This is a genomic window from Solidesulfovibrio aerotolerans (assembly GCF_009856865.1).
Lineage (GTDB): Bacteria > Desulfobacterota > Desulfovibrionia > Desulfovibrionales > Desulfovibrionaceae > Solidesulfovibrio > Solidesulfovibrio aerotolerans.
In genome coordinates, this window is record NZ_WVUD01000015.1 from 44253 (window position 1) to 57642 (window position 13390).

A 13390-nucleotide genomic window follows, 5' to 3' on the forward strand; every position below is an offset into this window, starting at 1 on the left:
AGGAGTCCGTCATGCCCAAGATGAAGACCAACCGTAGCGCCGCCAAGCGCTTCGGCAAGACCGGTTCCGGCAAGTTCACCCGCCGTCGCCAGAACCTGCGCCATATTCTGACCAAGAAAAACGCCAAACGTTCCCGCCGTCTGGGACAGGGCGCTCTGGTCGATTCCGCCAACATCAAGGCTGTCAGCCGCCTTTTGCCTTACGCCTAGGCCCTCCCGGTCTTGGCATCCACGCTTGAAGGAGCAGATACATGCGCGTGAAAAGGGGACAAGCCGCCCATAAACGGCACAAGAAATTTCTTAAAATGGCCAAAGGATACGTCGGGGCTCGCAGCAAGCTGTACGAAACCGCCCGCGAGGTAGCCGAACGTTCGTTGGTCTATGCTTATCGCGACCGCAAGCAGCGCAAGCGCCAGATGCGCCGGCTCTGGATTCTGCGCATCAATGCCGCCGCCCGTGAAAACGGAATGTCCTACAGCGTGTTCATGCACGGCCTGACCCTGGCCGGCGTGGAACTGGACCGCAAGGTTCTGGCCGACATGGCCGTTCGTGAAAAGGACAGCTTCGTGAAGCTGGCGGAGCTGGTTAAATCCAAGGTGAATTAAGTGTCCGGACCTTCGCTCGTAGCTGAGCTTGAGGGCCTGGTCGAAGCGTGCGCTGCACGCCTCGGCCAGGCCTTGGCGCTTGAGGAGCTTGAAGCCGTGCGGGTCGAGTATCTCGGCCGCAAAGGCCAGTTGGCCACCATCATGAGCCGGCTGCCGGGGCTGGACCCCGACGCCCGCCGCGAGGCCGGGAAAGCCGCCAACACCGTCAAAGAGCGCCTCACCGGTCTCTACGACGGCCGTCTGGCTGCGCTCAACCGGGTCGCCATGGACGCCGCCCTGGCTGATTTTGATCCCACCGTGCCCGGATTTGCCCCCTTTGGCGGCAGTCTGCACCCGGTCACCAAAGTCACGGCTGAAATTTGCAGGGCCTTGGAAGAACTCGGTTTTTCCATCGTCACCGGCCCTGAGATCGAAACCGATTACTACAATTTCGAAGCGCTCAACATGCCCCCGGAGCATCCCGCCCGGGACATGCAAGATACCCTCTATATCTCGGATGCGGTAGTCCTGCGCACCCACACTTCGCCCTTGCAGATCCGCACCATGCTGGCCCAAAAGCCGCCGGTCGCGGTCATCGCCCCGGGCAAGGTCTACCGGCGCGACTCCGACATCACCCACACCCCGATGTTTCATCAGATCGAGGGTCTTTTGGTCGATGAAGGCGTGTCCATGGCCGATCTGCGCGGCACGTTGACCGCCTTTGTGCGCCGCATCTTCGGGCCGGCCACCAACGTCCGGTTTCGACCGAGTTTTTTTCCGTTTACCGAGCCCAGCGCCGAAGTGGACATCTCCTGCGTCATGTGCGCCGGCAAGGGGTCGACTGCGGCCGGGCCGTGCCGGGTGTGCAAGGGCACGGGCTTTGTCGAGATTCTTGGCTGCGGCATGGTCGATCCCAACGTCTTTGATGCTGTGGGCTATGACACCGAGCGCTACACCGGCTTTGCCTTTGGCATGGGCGTTGAGCGCGTGGCCATGCTCAAGTACGGCATTGGCGATCTGCGCATGTTTTTTGAAAACGACATCCGGTTTCTGAGTCAATTCTAGGCCGCGTCAACCCGGTTTAGGGCGGTTGGGGCGGTAGGGCCGCGGGGCAGGGGACAGGTTGCCCTGCCCCGCGCGCCTGTCCCGGAGGTGGTATGCGCCTGACGCCGCAGCAGCGAAACGCCATTGTCTCGGCTGTCGCCACCGTGGACGCCGCTGCCGAGGTGTATCTCTTCGGTTCCCGGGTCGATGACGCCGCCCGGGGCGGTGACATCGATTTGCTTGTGGTCTCCGCCCTGGTGGATGCCAAGGCCAGACGGGCCATCCGTCGGCGCATTCTGGACGCCATCGGCGAACAAAAAATCGATATCACGGCCGTGGGCGACCTTGGCGATCCCTTTGCCCGGTTGGCGCGACATGGCGGGGTGCGGCTCAAATGACCCAGGCCGACCGTCTGGCCCATCTTGACAATGCTCTGGCAGCCTTGCAGGCCGCCATGGGCTGGCTTTCGCGTTCCAGTCAGCGCTGCCGGGATATCGATCCTGTTGGCCCCCTGTCCGAAACGGATTTCGACGCCCTGGAAAACCTGACCAGCCGGTTTGCCCGGGCTGTGGATCTCCTCATCCACAAAGTCTACCGGGCCATGGACGCTGTGGAACTCGACGCCGGCGGTTCGACTTTGGATGTGGTCAACCGGGCGCACAAGCGCGGCCTTTTTGATGATCCGGAGCGGATTCGCGAGCTCAAAGACGTGCGCAACGAAATTGCCCACGAATACATCCTGGCTGATGTCCGCGAACTTTTTGCCACAGTCAAGGCGCTTGTTCCCGAACTTGACGAGGCGGCGCGGCGCGCCACGGCCTATCGGAAAAATTACCCGGCCGACCACCCGGCCTGATCCGCCACACGGCGACGTGGGGATTTATCCCCCCAACGGGAGACGCATCATGCTGCTCAGTCTGTCCTGGCTTCGCGAACTGACCCCCTATAACGGCACGGCCCAGGAACTGGCCGACCGTTTGACCATGTTGGGCCTGGAAATCGAAGAGATCAAAAATCCCTTCGAAGCCATCATGGGCGTGGTCGTCGGGCGGGTCGTCACCCGCGAGGCCCATCCCGATTCCGATCATCTTTCCTGCTGCACCGTTGACGTCGGCGGCCCGGAAATCCTGCCCATCGTGTGCGGTGCGGCCAACGTGGCCGCCGGCCAGCTTGTGCCCGTGGCCACGGTCGGCGTGGTCATGCCGGGCGGGATGGCCATTAAAAAGAGCAAGATTCGCGGCCAGGCGTCCGAGGGCATGATCTGCTCTGAATCGGAACTGGGTCTGGCCGAGGTCAAAAGTCCGGGCATCATGGTCCTGCCCGAATCCTGCGTTGTCGGCACGCCGCTGCCCGTGGCCCTTGGCCTGGATACCTGCGTGCTCGACGTCTCCATCACGCCCAACCGGGCCGATTGCCTGTCTGTCCTTGGCATTGCCCGGGAAACAGCCATGGCCTTTGACCTGCCGCTGACCTTGCCGGCCGTTGCCTATCCCGAATCCGGCCCTGACGCCGCCGGGCAGGTGGCCATTGCCATTGCCGACGGTGAGCAGTGTCCGGTCTACCGGGCCAAGCTTTTAAGCGGCGTCACCGTCGGCCCTTCGCCGGACCGCATCCGTTGGCGGCTTTTGGCAATCGGTGCGCGCCCCATTTCCAACATTGTCGATGCCACCAACTACGTTCTTTTCGAGCTGGGGCAGCCTTTGCACGCTTTTGATCGCAGCAAGCTGGCCGGCAATGTCGTTGGCGTGCGCCATGCCACCGAGGGCGAGACCATCGTCACCCTGGACGGCCAGGAGCGAGCGCTCACCAGCCGTGACCTGCTTATTTGCGACGCCGAAAAGCCGGTGGCCCTGGCCGGGGTCATGGGCGGTGCCAACAGCGAAATGGAAGCCGGCAGCACCGACGTGCTGCTGGAATGCGCGGTTTTTCGTCCGGGGACCATCCGCAAGACCGCCCGTCGCCTGGCTCTGCCGAGCGAAGCCTCCTACCGGTTCGAGCGCGGCGTGGATCAGGTCGGTTCAGTCTATGCCATGAACAGGGCCGTGGCCCTTATCCTCGAAACCGCCGGCGGTACGGCCTTGCCCGGCGTTGCGGCGGCGCAGCCTAAGCCGTACACGCCGCGCGGTATTGGCTTTCGTCCGGCCCGGGCAACCATGCTGCTCGGTGAGGCCATGCCCGAGGCCTTTTGCCGCAAAGTGCTGGCCGGCCTTGGCTGTGGCCTGACGGACACCGATCCCTCCGGCGTCATCGCCGTGACCCCGCCGTCGCATCGGCTGGATCTGGAGCGCGAGGCCGATCTGATCGAAGAAGTGGGGCGGGTTTACGGCCTCGACCGCATTGCCCCGCGTCTGCCCCGGGTGGCCAGGGCGTTGGACGACGTGCCGACGGAATCGGAATTTGGCTTCTGGTCGCGGGTGCGGGCCTTTGCCGTGGGCGTGGGGCTGCGCGAAGCGGTCAACTACAGCTTCGTTGGCCACAGCGATCTCGACATTCTCTGCCTGGACGCTGCCTGCCGGGTGTCGGTGGCCAATCCGCTGACCGAAGACCAAAACGTCATGCGGCCCATGCTGGCTCCGGGCTTGCTGGGCACGGTGCGCCACAACCTGTCCCAGGGCAACGCCAATCTGCGCCTGTTTGAGGTGGCCCGCATCTTTACTGCCGACAGCGAAGCCGAGTCCACGGCCCGGGAGGCTGGTCGGCTGGGATTTGTCCTGCACGGCCTGCGCCACCCCGAGGGCTGCCCCTGGCCCAAGGATGAGTTGGCCGGCTACGCCGATATCAAGGGCCTGGTCGAAGCGCTTTTGACCGCGTTCCATCTGCCGGCCGCCACGTTTACCCGCGACGACGCCCTGCCGTGGCTGGCCCCGCAAGTGACGGTGGCCGTGGCCGGCAAGACGCTCGGCGTTATTGGCCAGGTAACCCCGGATGTGGCCGACGCCTACCACGCCCGCCATCCGTTGTGGCTGGCCGAGCTTGATCTCGATCTCTTGCGCGCCCTGGCCGGCGGCGTGGCCCGGGACTTTAAGACCCTGCCCGGCTTCCCGCCGGTGCGCCGCGACGTGACCCTGGCCGTGCCGGCCGGCGTGACCGTCGGGGCCATCCTGGACGCTATGGTTGCCGCCAAAGCGCCCATCTTTGAGGATGTCCTGCTCATCGACGCCTACAAGCCCGAAGACGGGGAGGGGCAACGCCTGACCTTCCGCCTGACCTACCGCCACGCTGAAAAGACACTCAAGGACAAGGAAGTGGACAAGGTCCACGAGGGGCTGGTCGGGACCGTGCTGGCCACGTTGCCGGTGACGCGGCCGTAGATCCAGCCTCTGGCCGTTGCCAACGAGAAAAAGCCCCGACACTTCAGGTGCCGGGGCTTTTTTAGTGCCAAAGGCGTATGAGGAGCGGGTGGAAGCCCCGCCGTCGCCAGCGTTTGCAGCGGTGCCCGGAATGGGTCCGAAAGCCTTAGGCCTTTATAAAGGCCAGCAAGTCGGCGTTGACGGTATCCTTTTGGGTTGTGCAGATGCCGTGGGGGCCGCCGGGATATTCCTTGAGCACGGCGTTTTTGACCAGCTTGACGGCCGCGCGGGCGGCCGCATCAATGGGCACGATCTGATCGTCGTCGCCGTGCAAAAAGAGTGTCGGCACGTCGATTTTGTGCAGATCGGCCGTCAAATCCGTTTCCGAGAAGGCCTTTATGCAGAAATAGGCGGCCGGAAAGCCGGCCAGCATGCCCTGTCGCCAGAAGGCCTCGCGCACGCCCTCGGAAACTGCGACCCCGGGGCGGTTGTAGCCGTAAAAGGGCAGGGACAAATCCTTGAAAAACTGGGAGCGGTCTTTTTGCACCCCGGCCCGGATGTCGTCAAAGACCTTCAGGGGCAGGCCGGCAGGATTGCCTGGCGTTTTGAGCATGAGCGGTGTGATCGCGCCGATCAGGATGAGTTTGCTCACACGTGTGGAGCCGTAGCGGCCAAGGTAGCGCACCACTTCGCCGCCGCCCGTGGAATGGCCGATATGCACGGCATCGGTCAGGTTCAGGGCCTGGGTCAGTTCGGCCAGATCGTCGGCGTAGGTGTCCAGGTCGTTGCCTGTCCAGGGCTGGCTGGAGCGGCCGTGGCCCCGGCGGTCGTGGGCGATGACCCGGTAGCCGCTAGCGGCCAGGAAAAACATCTGGTCCTCAAAGGCTTCGGTCGACAGGGGCCAGCCGTGGCTGAAGACCACCGGCTGCCCGGTCCCCCAATCATTATAATACAGCGTCGTGCCGTCTTTGGTCGTAAGCGTCGCCATGGTCGTTCTCCTTGAGGTTTGTGGCTGGTCCCTTGCGGGATCGACCGGCGTTTGGGAAGAATAAGGTCACAGTTGCCGCCGCGTGCCATCCTGCCCGTGACGGGCCGAAAGGGGGAGCGGGCTCCGAATCTAAAAGCCATAGCCCCTCTTGGGCGCTGCGGGAAGCCAAAGCGCAAAGATTTATGCCCGGTCCGCACTCTTGACCTGGCCTGCGGCTTGGCGCACAAGGGGGGATATGCTGCAAAAGACCTATAAGATCGGTGAGATCGCCAGTCTGACGGGGCTAAAGCCCTTCGTGCTGCGGTTTTGGGAAACCGAATTTCCCCAGCTGGCCCCGGTGCGCACCAAAAAAGGCCAGCGGGCCTACACCGACGAGCACCTCGCCCTGGTCAACACCATAAAGACCTTGCTCTACGAGGAAAAACTCACCATCGACGGTGCGCGGCAGCGGCTGGCCGGTTCCGGTCAGGACAAGGCGCTCCTCAAACAGGTCTATGCTGAACTGGCGGTGATCCGACGCATGCTTGCCACTTGAAACCGCGCCGTGTTCGGGACAGATGCCGGTCCTGTGGCAGTGGCAGCCAGCCCGCTTCGCCACACGCGCCTGGCAGGCACCGGACAGGAGCTGACGGGTTGGGCCATGGCCGGGTGGCCGATGACTGGCGGGGCGGCCGAGCGGCAGGGTAGCAGGGCGGCCGAGTGACAGGGGGGCAGGGTGGCAGCTCGGCGGGGACAGCACGTTACACAATTGTTGCGGTCCGGTTGCAATGCGCTGAGCCCAGGCGCACTGGTCCGGGGCGCGTCTGGGGGCTTGATTGGTTCTGGACGCAGGACGGATTTTACATTATTGCTAGTTTGCCCTCGTGCGGGTGGAGAGAATTCGCACGGGGGCGAGAGGCGGAATTTTTGAGGCCGGACAGGGCGATGCACTGAGGCAATCGCCCGGCCGGTACACGGGTCGCCGCGACGCGTAAATGCCGTATTCGACCCCGGGCGCGCCGTTTTACGGGCGCGGCCACGGGCGGGCAGGCCTGGCGCGGGGCCTTGGCGTGTAACCTGTTCAACACAAATGCAAGAGGACCCTATGAGCGGAATCAAAGCTCGTCTGGACGCGATCTCGGCGATCATCAATTACAAGCCGGCGCATGCCCCCTTAAATTTCAGCGAGACGAAACCCACTGAGGTCTTCGGCTGCAACGTCTTTAATGACAAGGTCATGCGCGAACGCCTGCCCAAGCATGTCTATAAGTCCCTTAAAAAGACCATTGATCTGGGCGAAAAGCTTGATCCGACCATCGCCGACACCGTGGCCAATACCATGAAGGACTGGGCCATCGAACGCGGTGCCACCCACTTCACCCACGTGTTCTACCCGCTCACGGGCCTGACCGCTGAAAAGCACGACTCCTTCCTGGTGCCCGACGGCAAGGGCGGGGCCGTGGCCGAATTTTCCGGCAAAATGCTGATCCAGGGCGAGCCCGATGCGTCGAGCTTCCCCTCCGGCGGCCTGCGCTCCACCTTTGAAGCCCGGGGCTACACCGCCTGGGACGTGACTAGCCCGGCCTACATCCTGGAAAATCCCAACGGCACCTTCCTGTGCATCCCGACGGCCTTCGTGTCCTGGACCGGCGAGGCCCTGGACAAAAAGACCCCGCTGTTGCGTTCCGGCCAGGCCCTGAACAAGCAGGCCAAACGGGTGCTCAATCTGTTCGGTGTCGAGACCAAGCTGCCGGTCGGCTCCTTTGCCGGTCCCGAGCAGGAATATTTCCTCATTGACCGCAATTTCGTCTTCTCCCGCCCCGATCTGCTCATCGCCGGGCGCACGCTGTTCGGCGCCAAGCCGGCCAAAGGCCAGGAGTTTGAAGACCAGTACTTCGGCGTCATTCCCCGCCGCGTCCTGTCTTTTATGATGGAAGTCGAGCGCGAGCTCTATAAGCTCGGTGTGCCGGTCAAGACCCGCCACAACGAAGTGGCCCCGAGCCAGTTCGAAATCGCCCCGATTTTCGAGACCGCCAACCTGGCCACCGACCACAACCAGATGGTCATGACCGTGCTGCGCACCGTGGCCAAACGCTACGGCATGATCTGCCTGCTGCACGAGAAGCCCTTTGCCGGCATCAACGGCTCGGGCAAGCACTTAAACTACTCCATCGGCAACGCCGAACTCGGCAGCCTCTACGATCCGGGCGAAACCCCCCACGACAACGCCCAGTTCCTGGTGTTTTGCGCCGCCGCCATCCGCGCCCTGCACAAGTTCGGCCCGCTGCTGCGCGCCACCGTGGCCACCCCGTCCAACGACCATCGCCTGGGTGCCAACGAGGCCCCGCCGGCCATCATGTCCGTCTACCTCGGCGAGCAGCTCACCGACGTGTTCGAGCAGATCAAAAAGGGCAAGGTTGAAGGCTCCAAGCAGAAAGGCGTTATGAGCATCGGTGTCGATACCCTGCCGCCGCTGCCCATGGATCCGGGCGACCGCAACCGCACCAGCCCCTTTGCCTTCACCGGCAACCGCTTTGAGTTCCGCGCCGTGGGCTCCAGCCAGTCCATCGCCGGCTCCCAGGTGGCCCTTAACGCCATGATGGCCGAGTCCCTGGACTACATCGCCACCAAGCTCGAAGCCGCTACCGGCGGCGATCCGGCCAAGCTCCATGCCGCCGTGCAGACCGTCATTCAGGAGATCATTACCGAGCATGACGCCGTGGTGTTTAACGGCGACGGCTACTCCGAGGAGTGGCATGCCGAGGCGGCCAAGCGCGGCCTGGCCAACTTAAAGACCACCCCGGACGCTTTGCCGGAGATTACCAGCCCTGAGGTTGTCAAGCTGTTCACCACCTACGGCATCTTCAGCGAGGCGGAACTCAAGTCGCGCGAAGAGATCTATCTGGAGCAGTACGTCAAGACGATTCAGACCGAAGCCAATCTGGTCGTGCGCATGGCCAAGACCGTCATCTTCCCGGCCGCCGTGCGGTATCAGAGCGAACTGGCCGGTGCCTGCGCCAACCTCAAGGCCATCGGCCACAACTTCAAAATGGACACCCTGGAGTGCGTCACCACCAAGCTGCGCGACATCCAGGCCAAGACCGCCGAGCTGGAAAAGCTCATGGAGCACAGCGCCGAGGGCTCCCTGGCCGAGGCCAAGTACATGTGCTGCACCATCCTGCCGGCCATGAATGAGGTCCGTGCCCTGGCCGACGCCCTGGAAGCCGTGGTGGCCGACGATCTGTGGCCCCTGCCGAGCTACCAGGAAATGCTGTTTATCCGCTAACCGCTTCGCGTTTACGACGCGTTAAAGGGCTGCTCCTGCGGGGGCGGCCCTTTTTTTATTGCGCGCCCGGCCGGGGAGGGCGTCAGGCGGGCTTGCCCCAGCGACTGCCTGCACAAACTCTGCACAACAATCCTGCAAATTCTGACCGGAAACACCAAAACGCATGCACGCGCTTCCCTTACGGTCCGCTCTTAACGGCCCCGGTCAAGCCATGAAGGGCATGGACAACGCTGGGTGGCTTGCAAAGAAACTACGAGTACGTAAGGGAGAGACGCATGGCTGCTGTTTGCCTCAAAATCACCAGACCGGTTTCACCCCAAGCCTGGCTGTACCTGCATGCAGGAGCCGCAGGCGTGTGCCTTGTCTTGGCCGACTGGCTGTTTTTCAGGCACACGATTGGAATTTCGTTTGCCCAGTTCCTCTTTTTTCTGGCTCTGGTTTGCGCCTGTGTGAATCCCCTGCGGGCCACGGCCAAAGAAATCAAACGTGCGATCATGATACTGGCAGCCGGGCTGGCGGCTGTGGTCTATGACTTCAATTTCCTCTCTTTCTGCTTCGGCACGGCGGCCATGGCCTTGTACAGCCAGATGTTAAGCGGAGCGAAACTTGCCCGATGGCCGGACAGAATCCGGCAGTATTGGCGTTTTCTCTGGGTCGGGTATCTCTGGCTGCCCCGGGATATCGGGCGGGCACTTTTATTGTGGCGCGCTCGCAGGCCCAGGCAGCCCGTATTTGCCCGGCTCACGCTTTGGGTTGTGCCACTGGTTATGGGGACGATTTTTCTGGCTCTTTTCGCCGCAGCCAACCCCCTTATCGGCAAGGTCTGGCGCGTCGTGGACCTGCATTTTCTCTGGCGTTCGCTTTCCCCGGCCAGAGTGTGCTTCTGGCTGTTTGTTTTGGGACTCGTCTGGCCCTATCTGCACATGCCTTCCGGGCGGCAGCCGGCAATGGCCGGGCGCGGGCAAACCCGACATCCGATTTCGCGCCGGATTGACCTTGGGCTGTTATTAAACCCGGCCGTGCTGTTGCGTTCGCTCCTGGTCTTTAACGCGCTCTTTGCGGTCCAGACCGGTCTGGACATGGCCTACCTGTGGGGCGGGCTGCGCTTGCCCGACACCCTCAGCTATGCCGATTATGCCCATAACGGGGCTTATCCCTTGTGCGGCGTGACCATTATTGCCGCAGCGTTTGTCCTGGCGTCGTCGGCGACCTTTGGTGCGGCCGGCCCTTGCGGGCGGCTGCGCACCTTGCTGCTGCTGTGGGTAGGCCAGAACCTCTTTTTGGTTCTTTCCTCGGTGTTACGGCTTGATCTGTACGTTGCGGCCTATTCGCTTACGACCTTGCGGGTTGCGGCTTTTCTCTGGATGGGTCTTGTGGGGCTTGGTCTTTTCCTTATTTGCCTTAAAATTGTGTATCATAAAAGCAGCGCCTGGCTCATCGGCGTCAACGCCCTGGCCGTGGGTGTGACGCTCTACTGCTGCTGCTTTGTCAATTTCCCCCTGCTGATCGGCCAGTACAATATTGCCCATGCGTCTCCCCAGGGTGTAGATGGGCCGAGCAAACTTGATGAAGCGTATCTGATAGGACTTGGACCCCAGGCAATCCCGGCCCTGGACGCGGCCATTGCGGCCAGCAGCCTGGGCGGTCGCGATGCGACTCGCCTTGAACGGGCGCGCCGTTCCTATGCCAAGGCCCTTCGCGCCCAGCAACAGGACTGGCGGGCCTTTGGCCTCGAAGCCTGGGGCTTGACCCGTTACCTGGACAGCACAGCCGCATCGGACGCACCGCATCCGTCTGACGGCCCGGAGCAGTAAGCATGGCCCAGAGTATTCTGGTGGTCGATGATGACCCGCATATTCGCGAAATTATTTGTTTTGCCCTGGCCAAGGCCGGATACGAAACCCTGATTGCCGGGGACGGTGCCGCGGCGCTGGAGCTGTTTGCGGCATCCCCGACCGGGCTTATCGTCTTGGATATCGGCCTGCCGGAAATGGACGGGCTTGAGGTCTGTCGGCAACTGCGCAAGACCAGCGAGGTGCCAATCCTGTTTCTTTCGGCCCGCGACGAGGAGATCGACCGAGTGCTGGGCCTGGAAATCGGGGGCGATGACTATGTGGTCAAACCGTTTAGCCCTCGCGAACTCGTGGCGAGGGTCAACGCCATCTTAAAGCGGTCGCGCCCAAAGCCGCTCCCTGTCGGGGTAGGGCGTTTTTCCCACGGCGGCCTGGAGCTTGACGCGCCAGGCCATGTCACGCTGTTTGCCAACGTTTTGGTCGAGTTGACGGCCATTGAGTTCGCCATTCTCAAAACATTGCTGGCCAGGCCCAGCCAGGTGCTCACCCGCGAGCAAATCCTTGATGCGGCCTACCCAGGGGCCTGTCAGGTGGCGGATCGCACCATCGACAGCCATATCCGCAATATCCGGGCCAAATTGGCCGAGGCCGGCTGCGCCCATGCGGTGGAGACTGTCCACGGGGTCGGCTTCAAGCTTGGTCCCTGCGAGAAGGCTACGTGAACCCGAGTCAAGGCCTAGGTATTCCCCAGGTCCGGCCCAAATGGCGTCCTCGGCTCGGGCTTTGCGTGGCCCTGATGCTTTTAAGCGTCCTCATGTTGCCGCTTATGGGCCTCTTTTTTTTCCGAATTTATGAAAATCAGCTCATCCACCAGACCGAAGCGGAACTGATCGGGCAAAGTGCGGTGCTGGCCGCGCGTTTGGGCCGACAGATCGAGGCTTTGCCGATACCGGACGAACTGTTGGGCCCCTGGGTTGCGCCAAGCCCGCCAGGGCTGGAATTTGATCCGCGCCGGCCGATTCTGCCCCGGCTTGATCTTGCCGGCGACGCCCTGGGCCCCAGGCGTCCCGAGGCGCAACCGCCGGCTGTGCCGCCTTCGCCGCTTTACCTGGCCCTTGGCGAAGAGCTGGCCCCGGAACTGGTCGAGACGCAAAAGATCACTTTGGCCGGTTTTCGCGTGCTCGATCCCCAGGGCGTGGTGATTGCCGGCCGCGAAGAAATTGGTCTTTCGCTGGCGGCGTGCGAGGAGGTCAAGGCGGCCTTACAAGGCACGTTTCAAAGTGTTTTGCGGCTGCGGGTCTCCAAGCATGAACCGCCACCGCTGTATTCGTTGAGCCGGGGAAGTCGGGTGCGCGTTTTTACCGCCATGCCGGTTGTGGTTCGCAACCACGTGGCTGGCGTCATATACGCCTCGCGCACACCCTCCAACGTGCTGCAACATCTTTATATCGAACGCACCAAAGTCGGGTTGGCCACGCTGTGCATGCTGGCCCTCACCTTGGTTATCGGCTTGCTGTTCCACCGCACCCTGACTGGTCCCATCCGCGAGTTGGTGGTCCGCACCCGGGCCATTGCCAAGGGAGACCGGCAGGCTATCCAGCCGTTATCCCGCCATGGCACCCAGGAAATAGCCGCCTTGACCCAGGGGTTTCTCGATATGGCCGGCAGTCTGGCCGCGCGCTCGGATTTTATGGCCACGTTTGCGGCCCATGTTTCCCACGAATTGAAATCGCCTTTGACTGCGATCAAGGGGGCGGCGGAACTCTTGCGCGACGACCTGGACGCCGGGCCGGATGCTATGGATGACGCGGCCAAAAGGCGCTTTCTCGATAACATCATCACCGACACGCAGCAGCTTGCCGCCATCGTCAACCGTTTGCGCGAACTCGCCCAAGCCGAAACCCAGCCCACCGCAGGCTGCACGAGCCTTACGCAGGTGAGCGCCGCTTTGCGCGCCGGCTTTCCCGGGCTGCGTTTTGTTCTCCACGGCGACACGGAGCAACTGTTGGCCATTTCGGCCGAAAACCTCCGTATTGTGCTGGCGCATCTGGCGGATAACGCCGTGCGGCATGGCGCGGACGAACTTGTTCTCAGTGTGGAGGACAAAGGCGACTGGGCCTGGGTGGAGCACGCTTTCAAGCCGCCGGACGGACAAGCTCTGCGCGCAAAAAACCAAGGCGACGCTGTGTTGCTGACCGTACGCGACAATGGTCGGGGGATTTCCCCCAACAACCGTGACAAGATTTTCAACAATTTTTTCACCACCCGGCGGACCCAGGGTGGCACGGGCATGGGACTTTCCATTGTCCGCGCCATGCTGGCGGCGCATGGCGGGTCGATTGAACTGCTGGAAAGCGCTTTGGGAGCGGTCTTTGCCCTGCGGATTCCTGGTGGTCATTCGTAAGGACGCGCGCAGACGTCAGCGGG

General features: G+C 62.6%; 12 protein-coding genes. 11 read left to right on the plus strand and 1 reads right to left on the minus strand.

The window, feature by feature from the left end; translation table 11 throughout:
• Positions 1–11: 11 nt before the first annotated feature.
• The 6 genes from rpmI (at position 12) to pheT (ending at position 4938) form a co-directional block, all read left to right on the plus strand.
• The gene (gene rpmI, locus GTA51_RS10105; RefSeq protein ID WP_160960770.1) at positions 12–209 is read left to right on the plus strand and encodes a 50S ribosomal protein L35; all 198 of its coding nucleotides are present in this window, start codon (positions 12–14) and stop codon (positions 207–209) included.
• Positions 210–250: 41 nt separating this feature from the next.
• The gene (rplT, locus tag GTA51_RS10110) at positions 251–604 is read left to right on the plus strand and encodes a 50S ribosomal protein L20 (protein ID WP_160960772.1); all 354 of its coding nucleotides are present in this window, start codon (positions 251–253) and stop codon (positions 602–604) included.
• Positions 605–1648 (plus strand): phenylalanine--tRNA ligase subunit alpha, encoded by a 1044-nt coding sequence (gene pheS, locus GTA51_RS10115; protein WP_160960774.1) that lies wholly within the window; start codon positions 605–607, stop codon positions 1646–1648. It abuts the gene before it with no gap.
• Positions 1649–1740: 92 nt separating this feature from the next.
• Positions 1741–2025: a nucleotidyltransferase domain-containing protein gene (locus GTA51_RS10120; RefSeq protein WP_160960776.1), complete on the plus strand. Its 285-nt coding sequence runs from the start codon at positions 1741–1743 to the stop codon at positions 2023–2025.
• Positions 2022–2483: a HepT-like ribonuclease domain-containing protein gene (locus tag GTA51_RS10125; protein ID WP_160960778.1), complete on the plus strand. Its 462-nt coding sequence runs from the start codon at positions 2022–2024 to the stop codon at positions 2481–2483. The genes GTA51_RS10120 and GTA51_RS10125 overlap by 4 nt, the downstream gene beginning before the upstream one ends.
• Before the next feature lie 49 nt (positions 2484–2532).
• Positions 2533–4938, plus strand: a complete 2406-nt coding sequence (gene pheT, locus GTA51_RS10130; protein WP_160960780.1) for a phenylalanine--tRNA ligase subunit beta — start codon at positions 2533–2535, stop codon at positions 4936–4938.
• Positions 4939–5083: 145 nt separating this feature from the next.
• Here the strand turns inward: pheT and GTA51_RS10135 are convergent, their stop codons facing one another.
• The gene (locus GTA51_RS10135) at positions 5084–5905 is read right to left on the minus strand and encodes an alpha/beta fold hydrolase (RefSeq protein ID WP_160960782.1); all 822 of its coding nucleotides are present in this window, start codon (positions 5903–5905) and stop codon (positions 5084–5086) included.
• A 235-nt stretch (positions 5906–6140) separates the two neighbouring features.
• Between GTA51_RS10135 and GTA51_RS10140 the strand changes: the two genes are divergently transcribed.
• The 5 genes from GTA51_RS10140 (at position 6141) to GTA51_RS10160 (ending at position 13367) form a co-directional block, all read left to right on the plus strand.
• Entirely contained in the window at positions 6141–6440 is a 300-nt protein-coding gene (locus GTA51_RS10140) for a MerR family transcriptional regulator (RefSeq protein WP_160960784.1), read from the plus strand.
• Positions 6441–6989: 549 nt separating this feature from the next.
• On the plus strand, positions 6990–9170 hold the full coding sequence (locus tag GTA51_RS10145; RefSeq protein ID WP_160960786.1) for a glutamine synthetase III family protein: 2181 nt from the start codon (positions 6990–6992) through the stop codon (positions 9168–9170).
• A 275-nt stretch (positions 9171–9445) separates the two neighbouring features.
• Positions 9446–10984 carry a DUF4153 domain-containing protein gene (locus GTA51_RS10150; RefSeq protein ID WP_160960788.1) on the plus strand — a complete coding sequence of 513 codons (1539 nt, stop codon included), beginning with the start codon at positions 9446–9448 and terminating at the stop codon, positions 10982–10984.
• A gap of 2 nt (positions 10985–10986) precedes the next feature.
• Positions 10987–11685: a response regulator transcription factor gene (locus tag GTA51_RS10155; protein WP_160960790.1), complete on the plus strand. Its 699-nt coding sequence runs from the start codon at positions 10987–10989 to the stop codon at positions 11683–11685.
• 74 nt (positions 11686–11759) lie between these two features.
• Positions 11760–13367 carry a sensor histidine kinase gene (locus GTA51_RS10160; protein WP_160960852.1) on the plus strand — a complete coding sequence of 536 codons (1608 nt, stop codon included), beginning with the start codon at positions 11760–11762 and terminating at the stop codon, positions 13365–13367.
• Positions 13368–13390 lie beyond the last annotated feature (23 nt).

What these genes read in the sequence shown, in the direction of transcription:
- rplT (WP_160960772.1), top strand. Translation starts at nt 251, where the DNA reads ATGCGCGTGAAAAGGGGACAAGCCGCCCATAAACGGCACAAGAAATTT.
- GTA51_RS10150 (WP_160960788.1), top strand. Translation starts at nt 9,446, where the DNA reads ATGGCTGCTGTTTGCCTCAAAATCACCAGACCGGTTTCACCCCAAGCC.
- GTA51_RS10145 (WP_160960786.1), top strand. Translation starts at nt 6,990, where the DNA reads ATGAGCGGAATCAAAGCTCGTCTGGACGCGATCTCGGCGATCATCAAT.
- pheT (WP_160960780.1), top strand. Translation starts at nt 2,533, where the DNA reads ATGCTGCTCAGTCTGTCCTGGCTTCGCGAACTGACCCCCTATAACGGC.
- GTA51_RS10120 (WP_160960776.1), top strand. Translation starts at nt 1,741, where the DNA reads ATGCGCCTGACGCCGCAGCAGCGAAACGCCATTGTCTCGGCTGTCGCC.
- GTA51_RS10140 (WP_160960784.1), top strand. Translation starts at nt 6,141, where the DNA reads ATGCTGCAAAAGACCTATAAGATCGGTGAGATCGCCAGTCTGACGGGG.
- GTA51_RS10155 (WP_160960790.1), top strand. Translation starts at nt 10,987, where the DNA reads ATGGCCCAGAGTATTCTGGTGGTCGATGATGACCCGCATATTCGCGAA.
- rpmI (WP_160960770.1), top strand. Translation starts at nt 12, where the DNA reads ATGCCCAAGATGAAGACCAACCGTAGCGCCGCCAAGCGCTTCGGCAAG.
- GTA51_RS10135 (WP_160960782.1), bottom strand. Translation starts at nt 5,905, where the DNA reads ATGGCGACGCTTACGACCAAAGACGGCACGACGCTGTATTATAATGAT.
- GTA51_RS10125 (WP_160960778.1), top strand. Translation starts at nt 2,022, where the DNA reads ATGACCCAGGCCGACCGTCTGGCCCATCTTGACAATGCTCTGGCAGCC.
- GTA51_RS10160 (WP_160960852.1), top strand. Translation starts at nt 11,760, where the DNA reads ATGCTTTTAAGCGTCCTCATGTTGCCGCTTATGGGCCTCTTTTTTTTC.